The sequence below is a fragment of the Caenispirillum salinarum genome (assembly GCF_044803115.1).
Classification (GTDB): Bacteria; Pseudomonadota; Alphaproteobacteria; order Rhodospirillales; family Rhodospirillaceae; genus Caenispirillum; species Caenispirillum salinarum_A.
In genome coordinates this window covers 3,080,378-3,106,041 of sequence record NZ_CP085224.1, presented here as the reverse complement: position 1 = coordinate 3,106,041, position 25,664 = coordinate 3,080,378, and the positions used below count along the sequence as shown (strand labels likewise).

27 protein-coding genes are annotated in these 25,664 nt (G+C 69.2%); 5 read left to right on the top strand and 22 right to left on the bottom strand.

Translation table 11 applies throughout. The features are described from left to right. Window positions 1-1,173, top strand: a complete 1,173-nt coding sequence (locus tag LG334_RS14245; RefSeq protein ID WP_404379031.1) for a nicotinate phosphoribosyltransferase — start codon at window positions 1-3, stop codon at window positions 1,171-1,173. An 80-nt stretch (window positions 1,174-1,253) separates the two neighbouring features. Here the strand turns inward: LG334_RS14245 and LG334_RS14240 are convergent, their stop codons facing one another. The 11 genes from LG334_RS14240 to phnG all read right to left on the bottom strand — a co-directional run bounded on the left by LG334_RS14240 (window position 1,254) and on the right by phnG (window position 13,099). Then, window positions 1,254-2,831 (bottom strand): hypothetical protein, encoded by a 1,578-nt coding sequence (locus tag LG334_RS14240; protein WP_404379029.1) that lies wholly within the window; start codon window positions 2,829-2,831, stop codon window positions 1,254-1,256. Window positions 2,832-2,920: 89 nt separating this feature from the next. Beyond that, window positions 2,921-4,675 carry a hypothetical protein gene (locus tag LG334_RS14235; protein ID WP_404379028.1) on the bottom strand — a complete coding sequence of 585 codons (1,755 nt, stop codon included), beginning with the start codon at window positions 4,673-4,675 and terminating at the stop codon, window positions 2,921-2,923. A gap of 92 nt (window positions 4,676-4,767) precedes the next feature. Then, the gene (locus tag LG334_RS14230; protein WP_404379026.1) at window positions 4,768-6,426 is read right to left on the bottom strand and encodes a methyl-accepting chemotaxis protein; all 1,659 of its coding nucleotides are present in this window, start codon (window positions 6,424-6,426) and stop codon (window positions 4,768-4,770) included. 197 nt (window positions 6,427-6,623) lie between these two features. Further along, window positions 6,624-7,337, bottom strand: a complete 714-nt coding sequence (locus LG334_RS14225; RefSeq protein ID WP_404379024.1) for a DUF1045 domain-containing protein — start codon at window positions 7,335-7,337, stop codon at window positions 6,624-6,626. After that, window positions 7,337-8,548, bottom strand: coding sequence for an alpha-D-ribose 1-methylphosphonate 5-triphosphate diphosphatase (locus LG334_RS14220; protein ID WP_404379023.1), 1,212 nt, complete (start codon window positions 8,546-8,548; stop codon window positions 7,337-7,339). Before LG334_RS14220 ends, LG334_RS14225 begins: the two co-directional genes overlap by 1 nt. Next, window positions 8,538-9,236 carry a phosphonate C-P lyase system protein PhnL gene (gene phnL, locus LG334_RS14215; protein ID WP_404379021.1) on the bottom strand — a complete coding sequence of 233 codons (699 nt, stop codon included), beginning with the start codon at window positions 9,234-9,236 and terminating at the stop codon, window positions 8,538-8,540. Before phnL ends, LG334_RS14220 begins: the two co-directional genes overlap by 11 nt. A gap of 11 nt (window positions 9,237-9,247) precedes the next feature. Next, window positions 9,248-10,048 (bottom strand): phosphonate C-P lyase system protein PhnK, encoded by an 801-nt coding sequence (gene phnK, locus LG334_RS14210; RefSeq protein ID WP_404379019.1) that lies wholly within the window; start codon window positions 10,046-10,048, stop codon window positions 9,248-9,250. Then, window positions 10,045-10,914, bottom strand: a complete 870-nt coding sequence (locus LG334_RS14205; RefSeq protein WP_404379017.1) for an alpha-D-ribose 1-methylphosphonate 5-phosphate C-P-lyase PhnJ — start codon at window positions 10,912-10,914, stop codon at window positions 10,045-10,047. The genes phnK and LG334_RS14205 overlap by 4 nt, the downstream gene beginning before the upstream one ends. Next, the gene (locus LG334_RS14200; protein ID WP_404379016.1) at window positions 10,904-12,004 is read right to left on the bottom strand and encodes a carbon-phosphorus lyase complex subunit PhnI; all 1,101 of its coding nucleotides are present in this window, start codon (window positions 12,002-12,004) and stop codon (window positions 10,904-10,906) included. The genes LG334_RS14205 and LG334_RS14200 overlap by 11 nt, the downstream gene beginning before the upstream one ends. Window positions 12,005-12,008: 4 nt before the next feature. Then, window positions 12,009-12,614 carry a phosphonate C-P lyase system protein PhnH gene (gene phnH, locus LG334_RS14195; protein ID WP_404379015.1) on the bottom strand — a complete coding sequence of 202 codons (606 nt, stop codon included), beginning with the start codon at window positions 12,612-12,614 and terminating at the stop codon, window positions 12,009-12,011. Between the two features lie 2 nt (window positions 12,615-12,616). Continuing rightward, window positions 12,617-13,099 (bottom strand): phosphonate C-P lyase system protein PhnG, encoded by a 483-nt coding sequence (gene phnG, locus LG334_RS14190; RefSeq protein ID WP_404379013.1) that lies wholly within the window; start codon window positions 13,097-13,099, stop codon window positions 12,617-12,619. Window positions 13,100-13,239: 140 nt separating this feature from the next. Here phnG and phnF point away from each other — a divergent pair, with 140 nt between their 5' ends. Beyond that, complete coding sequence (phnF, locus tag LG334_RS14185) at window positions 13,240-13,974, top strand: phosphonate metabolism transcriptional regulator PhnF (RefSeq protein ID WP_404379011.1); 735 nt, start codon at window positions 13,240-13,242, stop codon at window positions 13,972-13,974. Here phnF and LG334_RS14180 read toward each other — a convergent pair. The 4 genes from LG334_RS14180 to LG334_RS14165 form a co-directional block, all read right to left on the bottom strand. Beyond that, on the bottom strand, window positions 13,971-14,462 hold the full coding sequence (locus tag LG334_RS14180; protein ID WP_404379010.1) for a Mut7-C RNAse domain-containing protein: 492 nt from the start codon (window positions 14,460-14,462) through the stop codon (window positions 13,971-13,973). The two genes, phnF and LG334_RS14180, sit on opposite strands and share 4 nt — an antisense overlap. After that, window positions 14,459-15,493 carry a tRNA dihydrouridine(20/20a) synthase DusA gene (dusA, locus tag LG334_RS14175; RefSeq protein ID WP_404379008.1) on the bottom strand — a complete coding sequence of 345 codons (1,035 nt, stop codon included), beginning with the start codon at window positions 15,491-15,493 and terminating at the stop codon, window positions 14,459-14,461. The genes LG334_RS14180 and dusA overlap by 4 nt, the downstream gene beginning before the upstream one ends. A 387-nt stretch (window positions 15,494-15,880) precedes the next feature. After that, window positions 15,881-16,681 carry an ABC transporter permease gene (locus LG334_RS14170; protein ID WP_404379007.1) on the bottom strand — a complete coding sequence of 267 codons (801 nt, stop codon included), beginning with the start codon at window positions 16,679-16,681 and terminating at the stop codon, window positions 15,881-15,883. After that, window positions 16,678-17,301 carry an ATP-binding cassette domain-containing protein gene (locus tag LG334_RS14165; RefSeq protein ID WP_404379005.1) on the bottom strand — a complete coding sequence of 208 codons (624 nt, stop codon included), beginning with the start codon at window positions 17,299-17,301 and terminating at the stop codon, window positions 16,678-16,680. Before LG334_RS14165 ends, LG334_RS14170 begins: the two co-directional genes overlap by 4 nt. Before the next feature lie 82 nt (window positions 17,302-17,383). Between LG334_RS14165 and LG334_RS14160 the strand changes: the two genes are divergently transcribed. Then, window positions 17,384-18,127 carry a Crp/Fnr family transcriptional regulator gene (locus LG334_RS14160; RefSeq protein WP_404379004.1) on the top strand — a complete coding sequence of 248 codons (744 nt, stop codon included), beginning with the start codon at window positions 17,384-17,386 and terminating at the stop codon, window positions 18,125-18,127. Window position 18,128: 1 nt separating this feature from the next. Here LG334_RS14160 and LG334_RS14155 read toward each other — a convergent pair whose 3' ends face one another. Beyond that, window positions 18,129-18,605 carry a hypothetical protein gene (locus LG334_RS14155; protein ID WP_404379003.1) on the bottom strand — a complete coding sequence of 159 codons (477 nt, stop codon included), beginning with the start codon at window positions 18,603-18,605 and terminating at the stop codon, window positions 18,129-18,131. Beyond that, the gene (locus tag LG334_RS14150; protein ID WP_404379001.1) at window positions 18,605-19,147 is read right to left on the bottom strand and encodes a glycine cleavage system protein R; all 543 of its coding nucleotides are present in this window, start codon (window positions 19,145-19,147) and stop codon (window positions 18,605-18,607) included. Before LG334_RS14150 ends, LG334_RS14155 begins: the two co-directional genes overlap by 1 nt. A gap of 264 nt (window positions 19,148-19,411) precedes the next feature. Between LG334_RS14150 and LG334_RS14145 the strand changes: the two genes are divergently transcribed. Continuing rightward, complete coding sequence (locus tag LG334_RS14145; RefSeq protein WP_404379000.1) at window positions 19,412-19,849, top strand: hypothetical protein; 438 nt, start codon at window positions 19,412-19,414, stop codon at window positions 19,847-19,849. 54 nt (window positions 19,850-19,903) lie between these two features. On the opposite strand, the gene LG334_RS14140 is transcribed toward LG334_RS14145, so the two are convergent. The 3 genes from LG334_RS14140 to LG334_RS14130 all read right to left on the bottom strand — a co-directional run bounded on the left by LG334_RS14140 (window position 19,904) and on the right by LG334_RS14130 (window position 23,352). Further along, window positions 19,904-20,239 carry a YdbL family protein gene (locus LG334_RS14140; RefSeq protein WP_404378998.1) on the bottom strand — a complete coding sequence of 112 codons (336 nt, stop codon included), beginning with the start codon at window positions 20,237-20,239 and terminating at the stop codon, window positions 19,904-19,906. A 38-nt stretch (window positions 20,240-20,277) separates the two neighbouring features. Next, window positions 20,278-20,493, bottom strand: a complete 216-nt coding sequence (locus tag LG334_RS14135) for a YnbE family lipoprotein (RefSeq protein WP_009540360.1) — start codon at window positions 20,491-20,493, stop codon at window positions 20,278-20,280. A 114-nt stretch (window positions 20,494-20,607) separates the two neighbouring features. After that, window positions 20,608-23,352, bottom strand: coding sequence for a YdbH domain-containing protein (locus LG334_RS14130; RefSeq protein ID WP_404378997.1), 2,745 nt, complete (start codon window positions 23,350-23,352; stop codon window positions 20,608-20,610). Window positions 23,353-23,523: 171 nt separating this feature from the next. Here LG334_RS14130 and LG334_RS14125 point away from each other — a divergent pair, with 171 nt between their 5' ends. Continuing rightward, window positions 23,524-24,135, top strand: coding sequence for a Panacea domain-containing protein (locus LG334_RS14125; protein WP_404378996.1), 612 nt, complete (start codon window positions 23,524-23,526; stop codon window positions 24,133-24,135). A 6-nt stretch (window positions 24,136-24,141) separates the two neighbouring features. On the opposite strand, the gene LG334_RS14120 is transcribed toward LG334_RS14125, so the two are convergent. After that, complete coding sequence (locus LG334_RS14120) at window positions 24,142-24,585, bottom strand: OmpA family protein (RefSeq protein WP_404378995.1); 444 nt, start codon at window positions 24,583-24,585, stop codon at window positions 24,142-24,144. A 65-nt stretch (window positions 24,586-24,650) separates the two neighbouring features. Next, a complete protein-coding gene (locus LG334_RS14115; protein ID WP_404378994.1) occupies window positions 24,651-25,661 on the bottom strand; it encodes a ChaN family lipoprotein in 1,011 nt (336 codons plus the stop codon). Window positions 25,662-25,664 lie beyond the last annotated feature (3 nt).

The following is a 25,664-nucleotide window of genomic DNA, read 5'->3' as shown; positions in this document are numbered from 1 at the left end:
ATGGACGGCAGCAAGCCCGACCCGATCACCCTTTGGCCCGGCCTGGAGGACCTTCCCGGCTGGACCGACAAGTATTTCCGCCGCACCCGCGACGTGGTGCTCAAGTTCGGGGATGCGCAGGTCACTTACGCCGTCTTCATGCGCCGCCCGGTGCTCTACGCCGGCGCACTCGCCTGCGGCTGGCTGCGCGGCATCGGCGAGAAGCGCGGCGAGGCCTTCGAGGTGGAGGAACGCTACCGCGAGGGCGACTGGGTCGGTGCCGGCGAGCCCATGATCTACATCCGCGGCTCGTTCGCCGCGCTGGTGGATCTGGAAACCGTGTTCCTGCAGAAGCTGGGCGCCGCCTGCGTCGCGGCCTACAACGCCCACGCCATGTGCGAGGAACTGCCGCAGGTCGCTTTCCTCGCCATGGACGCCCGCCACTGCGCCGGCACCGAGATGTCGGAACTGATGGCCTATGCCGCGTCCGTCGGCAGCGAGACGGCGCGGCGCCGTGCCGGCGCCGTCGGCTTCATCGGAAACGCCACCGACGCCACGGCGCACTACTTCGGCCAGGCCGAAGGCCGGGGCACCATGCCGCACGCCCTGATAGGCTACGCCGGATCGACCGTGCGTGCGGCCGAGATGTTCCACGAGACCTTCCCGGACCAGATGCTCATCGTCCTGGTCGACTACTTCGGGCAGGAGATCACGGACTCGCTGGAGGTCTGCAAGCGCTTCCCCGAACTGGCGGCGGAAGGGCGCATCGGCGTGCGCCTCGACACCCACGGCGGCCGCTACGTGGAAGGGCTGGATACCCAGGCGAGCTACGACGTGCTGGAGCGCAATGCCCCCAAGGCCATCCGCGGCTACCGCACCGAGGCGGAACTGAAGCACCTGATCGGCACCGGCGTCTCCGCCGCCGCCATCTGGCACGCGCGCGAGCAACTGAATGCCGCAGGCTTCCCCAAGGTGAAGATCATCGCCTCGTCGGGCTTTTCGCCCGCCAAGTGCAAGGTCATGGCGCTGGCAAGCGCGCCCATCGACGTCATCGGCACCGGCAGCTATCTGCCGTCCGAGTGGAACGAAACCTACGCTACCGCCGACGTGGTCGAATACGACGGGGAGCCGCGCGTCAAGGTCGGCCGCGAATTCCTGCTGCGCGGCTACAAGCCGCCGCGATCGGGGGCTTGAGGGCGGGCGGACACGCCCGTCCGGGACATGGAAAACACGCCCGCCGGAAAAGGCGGGCGTGTTCCGTTTCCGCGTGTGCGTCAGATGCTCTTGATGTTCACCTGTGCGGTATACAGGTGGTCGGAGCCGGTCAGGGCGTTGATACCGACTTCGGCTTTACGGCCGCTTTCGTCGATCGTCAGGTTCTCCTGCTTGTGCTGGCCGTCCATGCTGTCGTACAGGGACTTGTAGCTGGCCGGCGCGCTGGCCGTGGACAGCCCGATGGAGTTGGACTCCACCCACGGCACGCTGACCATGGCGTAGAGCACCTTTTCGGTCTGCTCGGCGTCCTGTGCCATCAGAAGGGCGCCGAAGCCCTGCATGAAGGTGCTGTCGTTTTCGAAGTCGAAAGCGATGCCGTGAACGACCTTGTCGGTCACCTCGATGTCGATCCCGTGCACGGTGATCCACCGGCCGACCCCGGTCACCTCCGGCAGGATGTACGGCGTCTCGGGCGCGTTGTCCTGGGTGGTGGTGGGCACGTTGTAGAGGTAGGCGGTGCTGACCTGAAGCCTCCTGTTCGTGAAATTGTACAGGTATGTAGAGCACCGCTGCTTCTTGAAGATGAGCGGCAGGATGAAGTACGAGATCACGATGAAGATCACGAGCGTGACGACGAAGTTGAACGTGCCGGCCAGGAACCGGGCGCCCCTGCTGCCCGACGCCATCCACGACACGATCTTGACGTACCACCGCTGCTGCGTCATGGCCGCCTGCAGACCGCGCGCTTCGGCGGCCGTCAGCGCCCGCATGACGCCGCGTTTGGCGATCTCGGTGAACAGCTTGGTCAGGCCCTTGGAGATCAGCTTCGTGACGATGGTGGCGGCCTGCCAGATCAGTTGACCGACCAGCGCCTGTTCACCGAAGAAAATGGCGTTCTGCCAGAACGTCCGGTTGCCGCTGGTGTACTTGATGACGGTCTCGACGGTCTCCGACCACTCCTCTTCGGGATTGTCGCGCTTGTAGTCCTCCCACGCCTGCTTGCCGGCGGCGCTGAGGGTTTTCTGGCGGATGATGGTGATGCTGGCGTTGCCGCGCATGCACACCCGAACCTCGGACCCGTCCTTGAGCTGGCCGTTCATCCACATGTGCGGCTGCTCGGACTCCGGCGCGTTGCCGACCCACTTGACCAGGTCGGCCATGTCCTGATCGCCCTGCGACGTCTTCTTTCCGTACTGACCCAGCGGACCGCCGCCTTTGCCCAGCGCCTCCAGCTCCTGGATCTGGCTGTCGCTGAGAATCTGGTAGTTGCCGATCGGCATCATCTGGAGCGGAAGCTCGTCGGTTTCCTCCATCAGCAGATTGACCTCCGGCAGCCGGTCGGCGCTGTCCGCCGCGGTGCCCTGAGGCGCGCTGCTGAAGCGCGCGTAGGTGCAGAAGGTCTCCGGGCAGTGAAAACGCTCGAAAAGGCCGGTCGCCGGCTCCAGCGCTTCCTTCAGGGTGCCGCAGGCGTGCAGGTAGGTCCGCTCGAAATCATGCTGGAGCGTGACCTTTCCGTCGGTCTCGCGCATGCGGAAAATGCAGTCGGCGGGCGCGTACTCCCGGACGAACTTGCCCTCGTGGTTGAGGTACATGAGCGTCTCCGGGTCGCGTACCCGAACAAGCTTGATGTTTGCCACTGATCCAATCCCCATTGATGTGTGAAACATCAAGGGTTGTATTCTCGACCTCAATAATCGTCAAGAGAGCAAAAAGCACCTCCCGCGTCCTATGCGGTCTTCCCCAGCAGTTTGCCCTTCGACAGCCGCAGCACCTTGCCCGGCGGTGGGATATCGCGGGAGAACGCCGGTCCGCCCACAGCGCCGATGCCGTGGTCGAGCGCCAGGGCGATCTCGCTCCGCTTGCGCAGGCCCCACAGGAAGCTGCCGGCCGCGCCGCCGAGCCGCGCCTTTTCCTCCAGCGCCGTGATGCGCCCCGCCATGACCTCGGGCGCGCGGTCCTTCAGGTCCTCGGCGTCCGCCCCCACAAGCACGCCGCGCAAGCCGAAGACGACGCGGGCGGGCTGGGCGAGGTCGGTGCGCAGGGCGACCTCGCGGACGATGGGGCGCAGGGCGTCGATGGCGTTCATGACACGGGCCGCCGGTGTCTGCTGCGTGATGCCGACCACTTCCACGCGCAACGCCTTCATGCGCGTGGCGGCGGAGGCCTTGGTCAGCGCGCCCAGCACCGCCGGGCGCCGGTCCGGATCGCTTAAGGAGAGGCAATGGAGCGGCACCACCAGAACCGCGCCCGGCGCTTTCTCGGCCATCTGCTCCAGGATCTCGACGGCCTTGGCGGCGACCATGGCGTCGTTGTCTGCCCCGGGCGCCCGGGTCTCGCCGGCGGGCACGCTGCCGCCGGTCAGGCGCGGGCGCAGAAGGAACGTGTCGGCGGCTTCCGTGGCGGCGGTCCAGCAGGGACGGAGCATGGCCTCCACCGCGGCGGGGTTGCGTGTGGCCGGGTCCTGCGGCGGGGCATCCGCGGCCGCCTCGTCGTCTGGCGACCAAGCCCCGGCGCCGTCCTTCAGCCGATCGGTCGCATCCAGGACGGACCCGCCGGAGCGGACATAATCCTCCGGCCCCAGGGTGGCGAGCATGCCGCCGTGCATGGCCTCGAAGTGGCGGCGTTCGGCCTCGCTCAGCGGCTTGACCAGCGGTTTGATGCGCGGTTGCGCGGCCGCGGTGCGGGCGGCCGCCTCGGCCAGCGGATCGGACTCGGACGGCGCGTCGTCGTAGTCGGCACCCGCGCCCTCGGTCTCCCACTGGCGGCGGCGGCCGTCGTCGCGGGTGGCTGTGCCAGAGCCCGTCCAGAAGCGCCGGCCCGGCTGTTTGAGTGCCGTCGGGTCGGTGGTGGGCAGCGGGCGGTGCCCGGACGCCTTTTCCACCCTGGCCTGGTGGAAGTGCCGTCGCTCCGCCTCCCTGGGAGAGACGGGCTGGACGCTCTCGCCTTCGGCCACGGCGGCGTGCAGGACGTTTTCGTCAAGCTCTCCGTCCTCGGTCAGAAGGTCCTCGGGATCGACCTCGGCGGTGCGCACCAGGGCCTGCTTGCTGCCGAAGGCGGCCCCGGCGAGCCGCCCGCCGATTTCCTCGGCCACCTCCACCGCGCGCAGCTTGGCGGCGGTGTCGGACAGGCCGCGGAAGCCCAGAAGGAACATGTCCGTTCCGCGCTGCACGTAGGAATGCGCGTGCCCCAGGCGCGAGCGCAGCACGCCCTCGGCGATCAGCATGATGTTGGTGGACAGCTTCAGCCACTTGGCCGAGCCGATGGCCTCCTTGAACTCCACCAGCGAAATGATGTGCATCTTGCCGCCGAAGGCGCCGATGTCTTCCTTCAGAAGCTCTTCCAGCGACAGGTCCGGCGGATCGTCGTCATAGGCGTTTTCCGTCTCCTCGGCGGTCTTCTCCTCGCCGGCGGAAAGCCGCTTGATGAGGGTTTCCGGGACGACGCGGTCGATCAGGCGGGAGAAGAAGGGCGAGCGGGCCATAGCCTTGTTTCCGAAAGAGAAACGGCGCGAGCCGCAGAGGGTCGCGCCGTTTCCATGGTAGCAATGGGCGATGCCTGAGTGCAACCGCCGGTTCAGGCGGCCTTGATGCCCTCAAGGAAGGTTTCCACCTCCGACTTCAGCGTCTCGGCCTCGTTCTCCAGGTCGTGGGCGGCGCTGTTGACCTGGCCGGCGGCGGCCTTGGTCTCGTCCACGCTCTCGGAGACGCCGGCGATGCTGTCGGAGACCTCCTGCGAGCCCTGGGCGGCCTCCTGGACGTTGCGGCTGATCTCGCTGGTGGCGGCGCCCTGTTCCTCCACGGCGGCGGCGATGGCCGAGGTGATCTCGTTGATCTCGGCGATGGTGCCGCTGATGGCCTCGATGGCGCTGACGGCCTCGTGGGTGGTGGACTGGACGGCGCCGATCTGGCCGGCGATTTCCTCGGTGGCGCGGGCGGTCTGGTTGGCCAGGCTCTTCACCTCGTTGGCGACCACGGCGAAGCCCTTGCCCGCCTCACCGGCGCGGGCGGCCTCGATGGTGGCGTTCAGCGCCAGCAGGTTGGTCTGCTCGGCGATATCGGTGATCAGCTTCACCACTTCGCCGATCTTGGCCGCGCTGTCGGCCAGGCCGCGCACGATGCCGTCGGTGCGGCGGGCTTCCTCCACCGCCGAGGCGGCGATTTCCGAGGAGCGGCTGACCTGGCGGGTGATCTCCTGGATGGAGGCCGACAGTTCCTCGGCGGCCGTGGCGACGGTCTGCACGTTGGCCGAAGCCTGTTCCGAGGCGGCGGAGACGCGGGTGGAGCGTTCGGCTGTGTGTTGCGCGCCCACGTCCAGGCTGTGCGCGGCGGTGCGCAGGCCGTCGATGGAGCCTTCCACCGTCGCCATGAGGCGGATGACGGTCTTGTCGAAGCTGGCCGTCAGGTTTTCCAGTTTGGCCTGACGCTCCAGCTTGCGGGCGTTCTCGGCCTCCTGCTCGGCGCGCAGGTGGTCCTGCTCGATGGCGGCATCCTTGAAGACCTGCAGCGCGCGGGCCAGGTCGCCCAGTTCGTTGGGCTCGTCGGTGTAGCCGACCTCGATGGACTTGTCGCCGCCCGACAGGGCCCGCATGCCGCCGGTCAGGGCGCTCAGCGGACGGGTGATGGAGCGGCTGATCCACAGCGCGCCGGCCAGCACCGCGCCGAGCATCACGAGCGCGATGGCGATGTAGGGCAGGGCCACCGCCCAGAACTTGGTGTCGATGGTGTCGACGTAGACGCCGGTGCCGACGACCCAGCCCCACTTGGTGAACTCGGCGGCGTAGCTGATCTTCGGGGCGTCGGCGTTTATCGCCGGCTTGGGCCAAATGTACTCGACGTAGGCGGTGCCTCCCGTCTTCACGCCGTTGATCATTTCCCGCAGGATCTGGACGCCGTTGGGGTCGGCGAGGTCGATCTTGTTCTGGCCGACCAGCTTGGGCATCGGGTGCATCAGGAAGACGCCCTGCTTGTCGATCACAAAGAAGTACCCGTCATCGCCGTAACGGTAGGTGGACAGCGACGCCAGCGCCTGCGCCTTGGCCTCCTCGGTCGTCAATTCGCCGGACGCGGCACGGTCCTGATAGTCCGCCACCAGCGACATCGCCGCATCAGTAACGTTCTGCAGGGCACTTTTTTCCTGTGCCACGAGGTTCGCGCGTAACTGATACAGGCCGTAGGCCGTCAGCATGGTCATGCCGACCGCCACCACGGCGACGATCAGCCAGAAACGGGTCATGATCCGAAAGGTCTTCATTCGCCCACTCTCGCACATGTTCCGCGCGCATGGCGCGCGGCCTCTCTACCCTCGAAGCAGCATGAGCGGTATCCCGCTATGCCACCGGTTCAAGGATGGAAGATTACGCTGCAATGCGGGATTTAAAAGCGTAATTAAGTATACTTTCGGACTATATAATTAACCCTTAGCAGATCGTGTCACCCGAAACGGTCGCGGCAGAACAGGCGGAATGGCGCCCCCTGTTCCGGTTCCGTGAACAGGCACAGGGACTTGATGCACAGGGGCTTGTCCAGCACCGTGTCGAAATGATCATGCAGCGCCGCCATGACGGCCGCCCTTTCGTCATTGTCGGTGATGGGGCCGGCCAGCGTCATGTGGAAGCGGAAATCCTCGAAAACGTAGGGATACCCCCAGTGCAGCAGGTGGTCCTTCTGCGCAGCCGTCAGCCCCTTGGCCTTGCGCCGCTCCACTTCCTCTGCCGTCGGGTCGGCGCGGAACAGGTCAAAGGCGCGCACGCAGTCGGCCGCCAGGGCCTCCAGCGCGGGACAGGGCTCTGCCGGTACCAGGGCGGGAAAGCCCATCGCGTCCGACAGTTCCAGGCGCGGAATCAGCACATCGCGGCGGATGAGCGTGAACTCCCGCAGCGCCCGGCGCAATTCGGTCGGATCGCGGCCAGGCGCGAGGCGGAAGGGCGCCTTCATGGTGGCGTGCAGGCCGTAGCGCCGGGCGTCCGCCGTCAGTTCCGCCATGCGCTCCGCCGCCACCCCGGTCACCTGCGGCCGGGGGTGGGAAACGTCGTCGTGCGGGTCCCGGCCCAGCCACTGTCGCCCCAGTTCGGCCAGCGGCTCGTCGGGTGCCGGGGAGTAGTAGATGGCGTAGCGGTAGGCGTTAAGCGGTGTGTTGTCCCGCATCAGCAGACCCGTTCTCCCGTGACCCAGACCTCGCGCACGACCGGGGTGTGCTCGGTGTGGGTGACGCGCACCAGGTCGGCGCGCAGGCCCGTGTCGATGCGGCCCCGGTCGGCCAGCCCCACCATGTCCGCCACGTTGGCCGAAACCTTGGCGACGGCCTCGTGCAACGGCAGGTCGAGCTTTTCGTGCAGAAGGAACGCGGCGAACAGCAGCGAGGATGGCACGTAGTCCGACGACAGGCCGTCCAACTGCCCCTCCCGCGCGCAATCCAGCGCCGACATGTTGCCCGAGTGCGAGCCGCCGCGCACCACGTTGGGCGCGCCCATGATGGTTTTCTGGCCGTGCTCGCGCGCAAGGCAGGCCGCCGTCATGGTGATGGGGAATTCCGAGATCACCACGCCGTCCGCCACGGCCTCGCGCACATGGTCTTCCGTCGCGTCGTCGTGGCTGGCGAGCGGGATGTCGTATTCCTTCGCCAGCGCCACCACGGCCTTGCGGTGCTTGGCGGCGTACTTGTCCTGCTCGGCCTTCAGGCGCTCGATGCGGCGGTTAAGTTCGTCTTCCGTCCAGTTTTCGCCCTTGTTGTACTGCACGTACTTGCTGACGTCGGTCCACTGGCGCTGGCCGGGCGTGTGGTCCATGAGCGAGACGAGGCGCACCAGCGGGTCGTGGGCGTAGGGCTCGAACATCTCCACCACGCAGGGGTCGGAGACCTCGCAGCGCAGGTGGAACAGGTGGTCGGCCTTGCACAGGCCTTCGGACAGGGCGTGCTTCACGGCGGTGAGGCTCTGCCCCAGGATCTGCCGGCGCGGCCCCTTCTCGGCGTATTCCCCGACCGAGATGGCGTCGAAGACGGTGGTGATGCCCGCGCCCGCCACCTGGAGGTCGTGCCCCAGCACGGCGGCCAGCGGCGAGGGCCAGAGCACGCCGGGGCGCGGCACGAAATGCTTTTCCATGTTGTCGGTGTGCATCTCGATCAGGCCCGGCAGCAGATAGTCGCCGTTCAGGTCGAGCGCGCCGGGTGCCTCGGACCGCCCCTCGGCCACCTCGATGATGCGGCCGTCGCGGACTATCACCGTGCCGTCGTCGAGCACGCGGTCACGGCAGACGACGCGGGCGTTGGTCAGGATCATCTCGGAACTCATGGAGCGGTTGGCCTCGGCGGTCGTCGTCGTGTCGGTCGGCTTTGCGGTCTGGGTGTCACGCGGCATGGTCACGGGCTCCGATCTCGAAAAGGCGGTCGCAGACGCGGGTGCGCACGTCGGCGTCGTGGAAGATGCCGACGATGGCGCAGCCGCGCGCCTTCGCCTCCTGGATCATCGCCACCACCGTATCGCGGTTCGCGGCATCCAGCGAGGCCGTCGGTTCATCCAGCAGCATGGCGGGATAGTCGGCGGCGAACCCGCGCGCGATGTTGACGCGCTGCTGCTCGCCGCCCGAAAAGGTCGCCGGCGCCAGGTGCCACAGGCGTTCCGGGATGTTCAGCCGGGCGAGCAGGGCGGCGGCCTTCTCGCGGGCGGCGTCGACGGGGATGCCGAGTGCGACCAGCGGCTCGGCCACCACGTCCAGCGCCGGCACGCGGGGGATGACGCGCAGGAACTGGCTGACGTAGCCCAGCGTGCGCCGGCGCACGTCCAGCACCGCGCGGGGCTCGGCCGTTGCCATGTCGACCGCGCCGCCGTCGTGGGACACGATCACTGCGCCGCTGTCGGGCTTGTAGTTGGCATAGAGCGCGCGCAAAAGCGTCGACTTGCCGGCGCCGGAGGGGCCGTGCAATCCGACGCACTCCCCGGCCTTCACCTCAAGGCTGAGGTCTGAAAAGACGGGAATGCGGACGCCGTTCTGGGTGTGCAGGACGAAATCCTTGGTCAGGTCGCGGACCTGGATGACGGGGGACATATGGGCTTTCCTCAGACCTGGAGCACGGAGGAGACGAGCAACTGGGTGTAGGGGTGGTGCGGGTCGTCCAGCACCTGGTCGGTCAGGCCCTGTTCCACCACGCGGCCGTCCTTCATCACCATCAGCCGGTGGGCGAGCAGGCGGGCAACGGCCAGATCGTGCGTGACCAGGATCACCGACAGCCGCATTCCCGTCACAAGGGATCGCAACAGGTCCAGCAGCCGCGCCTGGACGGACACGTCCAGCCCGCCCGTCGGCTCGTCCATGAACACCAGCCGCGGGCCGGTGACCAGGTTGCGCGCGATCTGAAGGCGCTGCTGCATCCCGCCTGAGAAGGTACGCGGCAGGTCGTCCACACGCTCGTCGCGGATTTCCACCCGGCCCATCCAGTCCAGCGCGTCGGCGCGGATGTTGCCGTAGTGGCGGGCGCCGACGGCCATCAGGCGCTCGCCGATGTTGGCGCCGGCGGAGACGCCCATGCGCAAGCCGTCGCGCGGGTTCTGGTGGACGATGCCCCAGTCGGTGCGGGTCAGCAGGCGTCGGCGGGGTTCGGACAATTGGTAGATATCGGTCAGCCCGGCGTCGCGGGTGTCGTATTCCACGCTGCCGGCCGACGGCTCCAGCCGGGCCGACAGGGTGTTGAGCAGGGTGGTCTTGCCCGACCCGCTCTCGCCCACGATGCCCAGCACCTCGCCAGGCCACAACTCGAAGGACACACCCTCGCAGCCCACCCGGTCGCCATACAGGCGGGTGAGGTCGCGCACACGCAAAAGCGGCGTCTCGGCGGAAAGGTCCATGGCGGCGGCGGTCATTCGGCGGCCTCCCGGCTGGCGGTGCGTTGGGTGCAGTGGTCGGTGTCGGAACAGACGAACATGCGCCCGCCCGCATCGTCGACGACCACTTCGTCAAGGTAGCTGTCGGTCGCACCGCAGAGGGCGCAGGTCTCGTCCCAGCTCTGCACCTCGAAGGGATGGTCCTCGAAGTCCAGGCTTTCCACGCGGGTGTAGGGCGGCACGGCGTAGATGCGCTTCTCCCGCCCCGCGCCGAACAACTGGAGCGCCGGCATCATGTTCATTTTCGGGTTGTCGAACTTGGGGATGGGCGAGGGCGCCATGACATACCGCCCGTTCACCCGCACCGGATAGTCGTAGCTGGTGGCGATGCGGCCCAGGTGGGCGATGTCCTCGTAGAGCTTCACATGCATCACGCCGTATTCCTCCAGCGCGTGCATCTTGCGGGTCTCGCTCTCGCGGGCCTCCATCCAGCGCAGGGGCTCTGGGATGGGAACCTGGTAGACGAGGATCTGATCCTCCGTCAGCGGCGTTTCCGGGATGCGGTGGCGCGTCTGGATCAGGGACGCCTCCGGCGTGCGCTCGGTGGTCGTGACGCCGGCGGTGCGGGCGAAGAAACGGCGGATGGAGACGGCGTTGGTGGTGTCGTCGGCCCCCTGGTCGATGACCTTCAAGACATCGTCCGGGCCGATGACGGCCGCGGTCACCTGGATGCCGCCCGTGCCCCAGCCATAGGGCAGCGGCATCTCCCGCCCCGCAAAGGGCACCTGATAGCCGGGGATGGCGACGGCTTTCAGCGTCGCGCGGCGGATCATGCGCTTGGTCTGTTCGTCCAGGTAGGCGAAGTTGTAGCCGTCCAGGGTGTCCTGTGCGGGATCATTCGGCATCGGTCGCCTCCTTTCGCTCGTGTTCCCGGCGCAGGGCGCGGACCGTGACAAGCTCGCCCTGGAAGTCGACGTAGTGGGGCAGCTTCAGGTGCTGCACGAAGCCCGACGCCTCCACGTTGTCGCAGTGGGACAGCACGAATTCCGCATCCTGGGCCGGGGCGGTCAGGTCCTCGCCCAACTCCTCTGCGCGCAAGCTGCGGTCAACCAGCGCCATGGCCATGGCCTTGCGCTCGCCCTGGCCGAAGGTGAGGCCGTAGCCGCGGGTGAACTGCGGCGGCGCGGCCTTGGAGCCCTTGAACTGGTTGATCATCTGGCATTCGGTGACGGTGATGTCGCCGATCTCGACGGCGAAGCCCAGTTCCTCCGGCACGATCTCGACGGCCACGTCGCCCATGCGGATCTCGCCGGCGAAGGGATGGTTGCGGCCGTAGCCGCGCTGGGTGGAGTAGGCGAGCCCCAGCAGGTAGCCTTCATCCCCGCGCGCCAGGCTTTGCAGGCGGGTGGCGCGGTCGGCGGGGAACTCCAGCGGCTCGCGGGTGATGTCGCCGGGCTCGGCCGAATCGCCGTCGCGCGGCACCTCCGGCTCGATCAGCCCTTCCTCGCCCAGCAGGTCGGCGACGCGCGGCACGGTCGCCTCCTGGCGCGGCTCGCCCCGCTCGCAGGGCTCGGGCGCGTCGTCACCCTCGGCGGCCAGTTTGAAGTCCATGAGGCGGTGCGTGTAGTCGAACGTCGGCCCCAGCACCTGCCCGCCCGGCAGGTCCTTGAAGGTGGCCGAGACGCGCCGCCGGATGGTCATGCGGGCGGTGTCCACGGGCTCGCTGACGGCCAGGCGGGGCAGGGTGGTGCGGTAGGCGCGCAGGAGGAAGATCGCCTCCACCAGATCGCCCCGCGCCTGTTTGATCGCCAGCGCGGCCAGGTCGCGGTCGTACAGCGAACCTTCGGTCATCACGCGGTCGACGGCGAGCGTCATCTGGTCCTTGATCTGGGTCAGCGAGAGCGCCGGCACCGCCCGGTCGCCCCGCCGTTCCTCGGCGAGCAGGCGATGGGCGTTGTCGATGGCGCGCTCGCCGCCCTTGACGGCAACGTACATCAGGTCACTCCGAAACGATGGTGGTGCGCGGCAGGCAGGCGAGGCCCTCCGGCGCGGCCAGGATCACATCCAGCCCTTGCGGGAACAGCAGCCGGTTGTCGGCCAGCGCCGTCCAGAAGCCGTCCGGCAGCCCTTCGGCCTGAAGGCGCGCCGAGCCCTTTATGCCCGGCCCGGTGAGCGTGCGTCCCTCGCCTTCGGTCAGGCGCGGCACCTGGATGATGAGCGTGGCGGAGCGCTCCGGGTACTCGGGCGTGCCCAGCGCGAAGCCCTCCAGGTCCGCCACTGAAGCGGTGTCCAGCACGGCGAAGGCCGCCTTCGCGCGGTCCTCCACCACCGGACAGCCGCAGTGGAAGCGCAGCCAGCCGGCGATGTCGTCGGTGGCGAGCCCGGCCGGGTCCAGCCACACGGGCGCGTCCAGGTCGGCCAGCGCCAGCAGCACGCCGCCGGCGACCGCCGACAGCGGCGGCGGGGCGTTGACGGTGGCGGGCAGGGGCTGGATGCGGCCGGGGTAGCTCATGCCCTTGAGCACGGCACGGTAGACGGCCTGGCCGCTCAGCACCGGGTCGGCGAAGCCGGGGCGCAGGTCGGAAGCGTGGGGGATGGCGGTCATGATCAGTCCTCTCCGCGCACCATGGTGAAGAAGTCCACCCGCGTCGCCGCTGTCTTGGCGATGGTCTCCGCACGCGCCGCCGCGATGGCCTCGGCGGCCGGGTCGATCAGGTCGGTGGCGAGGCGGTCGTGGTGGTCGGGCGTCTGAAGCAGGGCGTCGAACACGGCCGCCAACTCCGCATGGCGGCGGGCACGGCCGGCGACATAGGCATGGCCGATGGTGCCCGACGCGCTCAGCCGGATGGAGCAGCGGGTGACGGTCATCTCGCCAAGGTTGAACCGTTCACCCGAGCCGCCGGCGCGACCGCGGACCAGGGCGGAGCCGATCTCCGGCCGGCGCAGGTGGGTGAAGGCGGGCGCCTCGGGCAGGGCGGCGAAGGTCTCCTCCAGTCGCGCGAGCGGCGTGCGCGCCAGGATCCCCATCCACCGCTGACGGGCGGCGACCTCCGGCGTGGGGGCGTTGGGGGTGGTGTCGGTCTCAGTCATGGGGCCTCGACAAGCTGCATATTTGTCTAGACGTCTATATCTAAGCCCGTTATACTCCGCTCCCGACGCGCCGGGCAAGGTGTGGCCTGGTGAAAGGTTTGTGACGCAAAGCCCCGGAAACAGTGTGGAGACCAGGAAGAATGGATGACGGCCTCGATCGGCGTCGCGGCGCGGGCGTGGCGCTCTGGCGTCAGATCCAGCGCGTGCTGGAGAGCGAAATCCGCGAGGGCGTCTTCAAGCCCGGCGAGCGCCTGCCCACCGAGTTCGAGCTGGCGACGCGCTTTTCCGTCAACCGCCACACCGTGCGCCGTGCGCTGGCGGAGATGGAAGAGAAAGGTCTGTTACGGGTGGAGCAGGGCCGTGGCACCTTCGTCCACGAACACGTCATCGACTACGCGGTGGGCAAACGCACCCGCTTTTCCTCCAACCTGAGCGCGCAAGGTCTTGAGGCCGCGCACGAATTCGTCCGCGCCGAGATCGTGGAGGCGGAGTCGGCGGTGGCGGAGGCGCTGGGGGTGGCGCGCAAGGACAAGGTGATGATGGTCGACAGCATCGGCATGGCCGACGACCGGCGCATTTCGCTGTCGTCGCAATACCTTCCGGCGCGCCGCTTCCCCGACTTCGACGTCGGATTCCGCGAGACGGGCTCGGTGACGGAAACGCTCAAGCGATACGGCGTGGAGGACTACACCCGCGCCTGGACCCGCGTCATTGCGCGCATGCCGGCCGGGGCCGAGGCAGACCTCCTCCACCAGCCCAAAAGCCGCCCGGTGCTGGTGACGGAGGCCCTGGACGTGGACGGGCAGGGGCGGCCGGTCAGCTTCAACGTGACGCGGTTCGCCTCGGACTGGGTGCAGTTGGTCATAGGCCCTTAAAGGGTCGCCCACCCCTCCAGCCGTGCCCGCATGCGCCGTTCATGGCTGCCGGGCCAGTAGACCCGGTCGCACTCGGGGCAGACGCGGAAGGGGCCGGGCAGCTGCCGGGCCTGTTCGGGTATGCGCGTCACGTCCTCCGGCCCCGCTTCCGCCACGGGCACGTTGCACACCAGGCAGCGGGAGAAGGGCGCGGCCAGCCAGTCGAGGCACAGGCGGTCGCGCAGTTCCACCGCCTGACGGTCCAGGTCGTCGGACTCCAGCACCACCACCAGACCGGCGGCGGCACGATGCTTGAGAATGGGGCGGTCGCGGGTGAGGAAAAGTCGGTCCTGTGCCGCGGCCCGCGCGATCAGGCGCTGGTCGGGCTCCCCGCGCACGGGCGTTGTCGCGTCGTGCCCGGCGGCGCGGAGCCAGCGGGCGAGGCCCACCAGCATCTCGTCGCAAAGCAGCCGTCGGGCGTCTGCCTCGCTGTCGGGGAAGGTGGTCATGCGGCCTGCATGGCGGTGTCCTCGGGCACGTACTCCAGCGCCGCCTCGATGACCTCCACGCCCGCCGCCTTGTTCGGCGCGTTCTCGGAAATATACCGTCGCCACGCCCGCGCGCCGCGCACGCCCTGGAACAGGCCCAGCATGTGCCGCGCCATGTGCTTGAGGAACACGCCCTCGTCCAGCCGCGCCTGGATGTAGGGCAGGTAGCGGCGCACCGCCTCGTGCCGGGTGGCGGGCGCGGCGTCGGCGGGCTCGCCCCACACCAGATGGTCGGCCTCGCGCAGGCACCACGGCGTTTCATAGGCCGCGCGGCCGATCATCACGCCATCCGTCGGGCCGATGTGGGTCAGCGCCTCGGGCACGGACTTGATGCCGCCGTTCAGGATGATTTCCAGATGCGGAAAATCCTGCTTCAGGCGGTGGACGACATCGTGGCGCAGCGGCGGGATCTCCCGGTTCTCCTTGGGGCTGAGGCCCTGAAGCCAGGCCTTGCGGGCATGGACGGAAAAGCTGCGTACGCCCGACTCCGCGACCGTTCCCGCGAAGCGCGTCAGGTGGTCGTAGCAGTCCATGTCGTCGATGCCGATGCGATGCTTGACCGTGATTTCCGGTCCGCCTCTGCCGGCGGCCTCGCGCATGGCGGCCAGGCAATCGCGCACCAGTTCCGGCTCGCCCATCAGGCATGCGCCGAACCGCCCGGCGCTGACGCGGTCGGACGGGCAGCCGCAGTTGAGGTTGACCTCATCGTACCCCCATTCGGCAGCGATCCTGGTGCATTCGGCCAGCTCGCGCGGGTCCGACCCGCCCAGTTGCAAGGCGAGCGGGTGCTCGATGTCGGTGTTGTAGCCCAGGAACCGCTCCGGGTCGCGGCCGTGCAGGATCGCACCCGTCACCACCATTTCCGTGTAGAGCAGCGTGCGCGTGGTCAGGCAGCGCAGGAAGGCGCGCTCGTGCCGGTCCGTCCAGTCCATCATGGGGGCGACGGACAGGCGGCGGTCGACGGGGACAGGGCGGCTGGGCGTATCGATCATGAGCGGCAATATAGGCCGCGCGGCATAGGGAGAAAAGACCGTGTTGACGCACCGTTCCTCATGTGTTCTCATCTCCAAACAGGAACATTAAGTGAACTGCTTCGCGACCGACACACCGACACACCGACACACCGACACACCGACACACCAACTGACCGAGGAGAGAGACCATGTCCATGGCCGCCCTGCTGCGCGACACCTTCGGCCTTCTCGCCCTTCTGGGGATGATCTACCTGTGGTCCGTCATCGCCACGGCATTGGTGGCGTGATGCTCATCCCGGCCGGCTCGCGGCCGGGGCATAGGGTTGTGACTGCGACCCCGCGCCGGTCAGGCGCGTGAGCCTCCGTGGCGCATGAACGGCCTCCGGCGCTCGAGGCGCCGGAGGATCAAGTCCTCAACCGATCCAGGCGCAGGCGGTGGCGGTCGTCGGTCAGGCGCGCCGCCGCCAGAAGCACCGCCATCACCGCGCCGATGGCTGTCGCTCCGGCAATGAGGAACAGGATCAGAAGCTGATAGCGCGCCGCCTGTTCCGGCGACTGCCCCGCCAGGATCTGCCCCGTCATCATGCCGGGAATGAACACAATGCCCGCCGCCGCCATGCTGTTGACGATGCCGATCAGCCCCGTGCGCAGAGCGTGGCGGATGGGCGCGTTCAGGGCCTCCCACCGGGTGGCACCGAGCGCCAGTTGGGCCTCGATGGCCGATGTCTCGCGGGCGCAGGCGGCGGTCAGCGTGTTCAGCCCCACCGCGATGCCTGTCATCACGTTGCCCAGGATCATGCCCAGCAGCGGGATGGCGTAGCGGGCGTCGTACCAGGGGTCGGGACGGACCGAGGTGGTGAGCGCGAACAGGGTGACGACGGTCGCCGCCACGGTGATCGCCGCGCCCCCGACGCCGTAGCCCCAGCCGCCGGCCAGCCGGCGGTCCTGGCGGCCGAAGATTTCCCGCGCCGCAAATCCCAGCATGACGGCCGCCGCCGCCGCGGTCAGCCAGGGGGAGGCGGTGGCGAACAGCGCCTCGAGCACCAGCGCGAGCAGCAGAAGCTGTACCGTCGCCCGCAGCCCCGCAATGACCAGCCGGCGGTGGATGCCCAGGTTCCACACGACCGACAGACCGCCCGCCAGCAGGATCAGCGCAGCCGACCAGGCAAGATCCAGCCAGGAGAGCGGCTCTGTGGTCTCGATCATTGGGCTGACTCCATGTGTCCGGCGCGCAGGCGCAGACGATGGTCGGCAAGGCGGTCAACCTGCGTCGGGTCGTGGCTGGTGAGGATGATGCCGGTGCCGTCGTCCAGCGCGCGGCGGATCAAGCCTTCCACGGCGGTGGCGGCCTCGGCGTCCAGGTTGGCCGTCGGCTCGTCCAGCAGCAGCACAGCCGGCCGCCGGGCCAGGGCGCGGACGATGCTCAACCGCTGCCGCTCGCCGCTTGATAGTCGGGAAACCGGCCAGTCCGCTGCATCGCCCAGCCCCACCGCCTCCATCAGCGGCCGCCATGCCTGGTCGTCGGCCGGCATGTGGTCGGCCACCGTCTCGGCCCACCAGCCGGACTCGGCGGCGACATAGCACACCCGCCGCCGCCATTCCGGCGCCGGCAGGGTTCTGCGGTCCGTGCCCTGGAACCGTACCGCGCCCTCGGTCGGGTCCAGGTCCGCCAAAGCCCGCAGCAGCAGCGACTTGCCCGCGCCCGACGGGCCCGTTACGGCCAGGCAGCGGCCTTCATCGAGCGTCAGCGACACGGGCCCCAGCGGCGGGCGCGAGAGGTCGCGCGCCTCCAGCAGCGGAGCGGACTGCGAAGCGTCGGCGGGCACGGGTATAAATCCTTGCGACGGTTATCCCTTTTCGGGAGATGCGGATGATCCTAAATTGACGGCATCGAAATTTCGACCGTCAATGCGACGGCCAACCGACGAGGATACTTTGCGAAAGAGCAGGATCGAAGCGGCCTGGAAGGGACAGGCGGAATGTGCCGGGTGCACCATCCGCGACCTCGCCCTGTTCGCCGATCTTCAGGCGGCCGATTTCGACCTCATTCACCTGCCCATCGACGAATTGGAGTTCAGCGCCGGATCAACGCTCTACAATGCCGGCGACGAAGGCCGGGCATTGTTCACCGTGCGCTCGGGCCTGGTCAAGCTGGTGCAGTACCTGCCGGACGGCGGCCAGCGCATCGTGCGCCTTCTGCGCCGGGGCGACACGGCAGGGCTGGAGGTTCTGGTGGGCGAGGCCTACGAGCACAGCGCCGTGGTCCTGCGCCCGGCGCTGGTCTGCCGCCTCCCGCGCGAGGTGGTCAAGCGCCTGTCGGTGGAGACCCCGCGCCTGCACACCCAACTCATGAAGCGCTGGCACGCGCAGGTGCGCCAGGCCGACGAATGGCTCACCGGGCTGTCGACCGGCTCGGCCCGATCGCGCGTCGCCCGGCTGTTCCTGCACCTGTCCGAGGTGGAGCCCGGCTGCACGCCGGAACCCGAGGTGGAACTGTTCTCGCGCGAGGATCTGGGCGCCATGCTGGGCGTGACAACTGAAACCGCCAGCCGCGTGGTGGCGGACTTCAGGCGCTCCGGCCTCGTCACCGAAGTGCGGTCCAACCGGTTCCGCTGCCACACCGACGCGCTGCGCCAAGCGGCCGGCGAGTAGGTCAGTTCAGCATGCGCGGCCCGACCAGCGGGCGGGTGCGGCGCTCGAACTCCCGCGGGTCGAAGCGGGCATCGCGGCCCAGCGGCATGGTGGCGGCCACCCGGAAGAGGGCCGGGTGGATGTCCGGCCCCTCCGGACCGCCGATGTCGAACAGGCCGCGCATCCATGCGGCCGTCGCCATCAGTTCGATCAGGCCCAGCAGCCGGAAGCACACAGAGATGCCGTGCGGGCTGTCCAGCCCCGTCGTGCGCTCCAGCCCCGCGATCCACACCTGGGCGTCGACGTCCTCGAACAGCAGGGTGACCTCGCCGCCCGGCCCGCGAAAGGTGATGCCGCGGGTGGCGCGCGGATCGACCTCCAGCCCCAGTTCGGCGGCAATGGTCGCCGCATCCCAGGCGCGCACCAGGTCGCCCGGCATCACCGCCGGCAGGTCGTCCGGCGGCACCGGACTGTCGATGAGGACGCGGCCCTCTTCCATCAGACGGAAACCGGGCGCTCGACGCCTTCCACATGGCTGGTCAGATGCAGTTCGCCGGCCGTGTTGGCGGCGGTGTTCAGGCAACGCTCGACGGCCGTGGCGGGAATGTTGACGTCGAAGCGCACCACGTACTGCCCGCCGGCCAGGTCTGGCATGTGCTCGGCGCTCATGCGCACGATGTTGGCCTCGTACTGGCCGAACACCTCGGCCATGCGGGCGACCAGCCCCGGCCGGTCGCCGCCGCGCACGTAAAAGCGGTGGGTGATGCGGCCCGAGGGATCGGCGACCGGGTCCAGGCCGAAGGGGCGGACCTCGACGCGGGCGTCCTCGGCTTCGGGCAGGGCCTTCAGCGCGCGCTCCACATCGTCGGCGGAGACGTCGTCCGGTGCTTCGCAGACGGCGGTGAACTCTGCCCCTGTGCCGAGGACGGCGAAGGTGGTGTCCCCCAGGTTGAGGCCCATGTCGAACAACTGGCCGGTGACGGCGGCCACCAGACCGGTGCGGTCGGGGCAGAACAGGGTGACGAGCAGGTTGTGGCTCATGGGGCGCCTTTCGGAGGTGTCGTCATTCGAGTCGCGGACCGGGCGCAGGCGCCGCCGCGACGTCGGCGACGGGGGCGGCCCGACCGGCATCCTGCGATCATGGCGCGGTGGAGGGCCCGAACGCAAGGGATTGCGCGGGACTCCCGGAAGATGCGCAAGGTGTTGCGCAAGGGGAAGGGCCGATTTCACCGTCGCGCGATTGACGCGGAGCGGTGGAGACCTAAACTAAATAGTAAGAAATCGTGCCCAAGGAGTTCCTGCGCCATGTCCCTCGCCGCCGGCAAGCTCGGCTCGGCCTTCGCAGCCGCCAGCACTGCCCGCACGCCGTCGGCGGGCCGGTCGGCGTTCTCGCCGGGCGAAGCCATGCCGATCGAGGGGCTGCTGCCTGCCGACGGCGCAGGCCCGCAGGAAGAGGCGGTGCGCGACGACGACGACCGTGGTGAAGGCGGCGGCCATGGCGGCGGCGGCCTGGACTGGCACCACAAGAAGCACCGGAGGCCCATCATCGCCTCGCGCTTCGGGTCCATGCTGACCAGCTTCGAGGTCGACCGCACCCTGTTCTATTATCAGGCCTTTACGCCCGATCCGCCGCCGGGCCTCATCGTCAATTTCGGCAGCGTCGCGAAGCGCTACGAAATCGTCTACGACGTCATTCGGCTGGGGCCGCGCCGGCTGGGCGTGGAGTACAACCGGCTGCACTGAGTTCGCGGCAGTCGCGGCGCCGGCGCCGGTGGACGGGCCGGCGCATCGTGACGCCTATTTCTTCCGCCAGTCGCCCGACGGTGTCATCACGAAGGTGCCCGGCGCGGCGTTGTTCACCAGTTTTTCGCCCACAAGCTTCTGCACGGCCGACACCGGCACGCCGCGCTGTTCGGCGATGCGGCGGTATTCGTCCATGCGCTCGGAATTGATGCGGGCCACCAGCGCCTGCACCTCGCCGTTCCCCTGCACGGGGCCGATGAGGCCGTCGTAGCGTTCTCCCACCAGCCCCTGCGCCCGTGCCGTATCCAGGTCCAGCGCCAGCGCGCCCGTTGGCGCGGCGACCGCGAGGCCCAGCAGCACCAGGAAGCCGGCGGCGAGGCGGCGCAACATTCGCAACGACATCATACGTCCCTCCATCGGCGGACCCCTCAGAACAGGTCCTTGCGGTCTTCGAGCAGGTCTTCCACGTCCTTTTCCACCTTGACGCGGACTTCCTGTTCAATCTTGACGTTCAGGTTGATCACGATCGGCTTGTCGGGCGCCTCCACCTTGACGGTGGGCTGGCAGCCGGCGACGGCCAGCGCCGCAAGGACCGCCAGTGCGGCGGGCAGGGCTGTGGGCATGGAGGCTGCAGAGCGGAACATCCGGGTCTCCCTCGGGCACGCGGGGCGGCGTGTCCCCGTCACCATGAATTCAAACCATTGATAATGGCGATCGTAGGGCGCGTCACGCCTCTTTTTGATAAAGATGGCTGCGGCTTACTGCCCGTTCTGGAAGTTCATCATGCGCTCGCGGATGCGGTCGGGCACCTGATAGCCCTGCAGGCCGGCCTGGACGGCTTCCGCCAGGGCGCCGCTGACGCTGAGGTTGAACTCCACGGGATAGCCGTCATAGAAGGCGGGATTATGGCCGGCGATGTGCAGCGTCACTGTCAATTCGCCGCTGGCCCGGCCGTCCACGGTGACGCGCAGGGTGTTGTAGCGGAAGTCCTCCAGCGCCTCCATCACCATGTCGACGCTCTGGCCACCGCCGGACAGGGCGTCGGGCGGGGCCTCGGGCGCATAGGCGACACGGTCGGGGCCCTGGCTGCGCAGCACTGCGTTGTCGATGACCACGTCGCCGCCGGCGAACCGCAGCGGGATCTCGCCGCCCAGGGCGCCGGCGGCATCAAGACCTTCGATGTTCAGCAGGTCCACCAGCGGCGCCAGGCGCATGTCGCGCACGCGCAGGGTCATGGTGCCGCTGGCAAGGTCGAGCGGCAGGCTCGCCGGGTCGGCCGTCAGCGTTCCGTCTGCGAGGGTGGCGCGGGCGCTGTCGATGTGCAGGCGGTCGCCATCGAGCTGGAAGTCGGCCGTTACGTTGGTCAGCGGCAGGCCGGCTTCGACCATGGCGACCGAGACCGTCTGGCCCAGCGGTGTGCGCAGGGGGTCCAGGCTGGTCAGCCGAATGACGCCGTTGATGCGGCGGAGGGTCACGAACCCCTGGCTCAGCGACAGATCCCGCAGCATCAGGTTGAGGTCGGGGTCGAGCCCTCCCGGTCCCCAGGCCAGCGTTCCCTCGGCCGCGACCGCCCCGGTGACGCCGCTGGCGAAGGTGCCCAGCGCCCCATGCAGGTGCTCGGGCCGCAGGGCCTTCGGGTCGAAGACCTGGCGCGGCATGTCCAGCCGCAGGCGCCCGGTACCCTCGGCCAGGTCGGCCCAGCCGGTGGCCGAGGCCAACCGCGTTTGCGCGGCGTCGCGCAGGTCCACTTCCAGCGCGAACCGCTCGGCGGCCCGGGGCTCGTCCGTGGGGGAGGCGGTCAGCGACAGGCGGTAGGGACGCAGCGGAGAGCGCTCGGCCAAAGCGGAAGGCTCGCCGGGCAGTGCCGCCATGCGGCCACTGACCGACAGGCGCGGGCCGTGCGGGCCGAGCGTGGCGTCCATGGCGGCGTCGGTCAGCGTGATGGCGTCCACCGTCAGCAGACCGCCCGACCCGTCCAGGTCCATCGCCGTCACCTCCGGTGCCCGGCCTTCCGGCAGGTGCGCCACGGCCTCCACGGCGAGGCGGTCGAAGGCGGCGCGGATCAGCCGGTCGCCGTCGCCCGTACTCCGGCGCAGGCGCAGGTCCGGGTCGGCGAAGGCCGCCCGGATGTCGGCCCGCAGTCCGTCGCCGCCCTCCAGGGGGGACAGGCGGACGAGCGGTGCTTCGGTCTCCGTCAGGGTCAGCACCACGGGCGCCGTTACCGCCAGATCCGGCGCCGGCCGCAGGCCTTCCACCCGCAGCGTGCCGCGCTCGGCATAGAGGGCGCCGGTGCCGTCCGCCTGGGTACTGAGGCGCAGCCGGGCCTCCAGCGCAGCCGCCTGGGCGGCGACGTCGCCGACCTCCGCGGCGCCGGTCGACAGCGCAAGGTCGCCTTCCGCCGCAATCCCGGCGGCGCTCAAGGTCGCGTTGCCGTCCGCCAGCGCGCCCCCGATCGGCACACCGCCGATCACCAGCCCCGAGGCCTCGGCCGACAGGTCGTGAAGGGCGGCCGTCGGCAGGCCGTCCTCCAGCCGCAGGGACCCGGCGGCAGAGGCGGAGGCGCGCGCATCGGCCGCCTCGGCCGCCAACCGCAGGCCGTCGCTCGCCACGGCCAGGGATGCCGGATCGTCCAGGCCGCTGACGGTGAAGGCCGGCGCACCGCCCTCGGCGCCGGACAGGGTGATCCGCACTGGTCCATCCGCCGAAGTCCCGGCGCGCAGAACGTCGGCCAGCGGCGCGGCCAGGGCGGGGGCAAGGTCGCGGAGGGTGAGTGTTACAGGATTTTCCGCCGTCACCGTCACCGTATCGGCGCCGATGGCGATCGTGGCCGAAAGCTCGCCGTCGATGGCGCCGGCGACGCCGGGGGCGGTGAAGCCGGCCGCCGTCAGCCGCACCCGCCCCTCGCCGGTGACGGGCGTGGCGCCGGACCCCGCAGCGGTGCCCTGAAAACTCATGCGGCCCGCCAGCCCGGGCGCGTCCACCTCTGCCGTCAGGTCCAGGGCCGGGCCGGGTTCGGCGCGCAGAATGGTGCCCCGGCCAGTGGCGGTGAGGGTGCCGCCGGGCAGGGCGATCTCGGCGCGGGCGTCGCGCAGGTCGATCCGGGGCACGGGCAGCGCATATCCGTCCGCCGCAGCACCGCCGTCCTCCGACCCGTGCAGCAGTGCGTCCAGCGGGCCGAGGGTCAGGCCGTCGTCGGCGGTCCAGCGTCCGGTCAGGCGCAGAGACTCGATGGTCAACGACTCCGGCGCCAGCGCGCGGGCCCGCCATGCCAGGGTGGCGCCTGAGACCGTCGCCGCGCCGTCGCCCAGCGTCAGGCTCTCCAGCCGAGCCCCCGTAAGGTCAACGCGCGCCACCTCCGCCTCCACGGGGCCGAGCCCCTGCGCTTCCAGGCGGGAAATCACCAAATGCTCGGCGATCGTGGGCAGGGATCGCCAGAAGGCCGCGCCAAGGGCGATCAGCGTCACGATGACGATTAGAAGAGTGATGATGAAGCGGCGGGACATGGGACGGTGGCGGGCTCCCGAGAGGGACGGGGAGACGCAGATCCCCATCCGTTTCGACAACAGTCGGAGCCTGCGCCGCCGCCGTCAAGCGCCGGCGGGTCTTGCGCCCCGGCGTGGACAGTCTATTGTCCTGGGAACGCAATCAGGATCAATCGGTTCCGGAGGCACGCCATGAGGCGTATCGCTGCCGACTCGTCTTTCGACGTGGCGTTCTGGATGCTCGACCGGGCGCTGGACGACAATGAATACCTCCAGCCGCAGAAGCTGCACCGGCTTCTGTACCTGGCGCAGGCGTATTTCGCCGTGGCTTCGCGCGGGCGCAAGTTGATGCCCGCGACGTTTGTGGCCGACCAGATGGGGCCGCTGGAGCCCACCATCTACCGCGCTTTCGAGAACGGCCGCCCCGACGTGGAGACGCGCCGGGTGCCCGACGACGCCAAGCAGCTTCTCGACAGCGTGTACCGCAAGTTCGGCGCGCACTCGGCCGAACATCTGACCAAGCTGACCAAGAACCATGCCCCCTACCGCGACGCCATCGCCGCCAACGGGCCGGGCGAGGAGATCACGCTCAAATCCATGATGGACTTCTACGGCCGCAAGGGTTCCGCCGACCGCAAGCCGGACTCCGGGGCCGCCGCCGGCGGCGCCGCGGGTGATCCGGGGGGCGCGCCGGCACTGACCGACGTGCTGCGCCCGCGCGTCATGCGCAGCCACAAGGGGCGGCCGGTGAACGTCCACAAGTGGATGCCGCGCTCCCTGGGCAGCGGCCGGACCGAGGAGTAGGGGTGATCACTCGCGGCGCCGCGGGAAATGGATTTCCACGCGGCGCTCCTGCCCGTCCTTGTAGTCGCCTCCGAAAGCACCGTAGGCCTCGCCGACCGACACCGGCACCAGCACGCCCGCCGGAACGCCGTAGTCGATCAGCAGTGCCCGCACCGCCTGCGCCCGCTTGAGCGCCAGGCGCTTGTTGAACTCCGGGTTGCCCTGGCGGTCCGCCTGACCGATGAGGCAGACCTTGATCTGGTACTTGGCGTCGTAGGCGACGCGCTCCAACTCCTTGCGGTGGTGGGCGGCGATGGTGGTCTTGCCGGTGTCGAAGTAGACAGTCGCCCGCGCCGTCTGACCGCCGCGGGCGACGCGGTGGCAGTCCGGGTCCGCCGCATGGGCCTCGGGCACGACAAGGGCGGCGGAGACGAGGGCAGCGGCAGCGAAGGCGAGGGAGCGGAACACCATGGGCATGACCTCTTCCAGGCGAAGTGAACGGAAGAGGTAACTTAGACCAAGGTGGTACGCGGGCGCTACTCCGCCTTCTTCTTCTCCATGCGGGCGCGCAGTTCCTCGCAGTGGTCGACCATGTCCAGCCGCGGGGTGAAGTACAGGATGTCGAACGGCGCGTTACGGCTCTCCCCGCCCCAGGCCTTGGCATAGTCGGCGACCTTGGTCATGCCCTCGCGCACCTCCATGGGTGCGATGACCAGGACATCCCCGGCCGCAATATCCATCTGGCGCAGGCGCAGGGGCACCCCGCGATCCGTGCGCGCATGGCCATTGCCCGTGATGAGGATGGCCTGATCGGTGCCCTCGGCCTCAAGCCCCTGGATCATGGCGGCGGCCATGCGGGCGTCGCGGGCGCGCTGCACCGTGACCATGGGCGCGATGGCCTCCTCGGGCATGAGGTTGCAGTGGCCTTCGTCCACGTCGCGGGTCATGGCGGCCAGGATGGCGGGCGTGTCCGGCTCCAGCAGGCCCAGGCGGTTCACCTGGTCGTCGGGCAGGGTATCGAGACCCTGACGGGCAATGTCGCGAATGGTGTCGCGCGCCAGGTTGCCGGCCAGGACGGGCAGCCCGTGCGCGACGGCGGTGTCGGCCATGGGGCGGTAGTGCTCCCACGCCGGCCAGCCGGACTCCGCCCAGTCAACCGCCTCGCCCAGACCGGCCGCGTCGGCGGGGCCGCCGGCCAGGAAGGCGTCGATCTCGTCCTGCTCGTCGGCCTCGAACATTTCGTAGACGATGGCCGGCCGCCGGCCGCGCTCCACCACCTGTTCGGTCGCCCAGGCCTGGAGGTCGTGGTGGTCCGGGTTGTCGTGGCGCTCTCCCAGGATCAGGTAGCGGGCGTCGGTGGCGCGCGACAGCACATCTTCCGCCGACAGCGTCACGCCCGTGGAGGCCTCGACGAAGGTGCCGACCAGCGGGTGGTCCTGCAACAGCGGCGACTGCCAGGGCGCGGCCGGAGGATCGGCGGCCAGGGCGGGGGCGGCGGCGGCGGCGGCAAGCAGCGCGGCGGTGGACAGGACGAGGCGTCGAAGCACGGC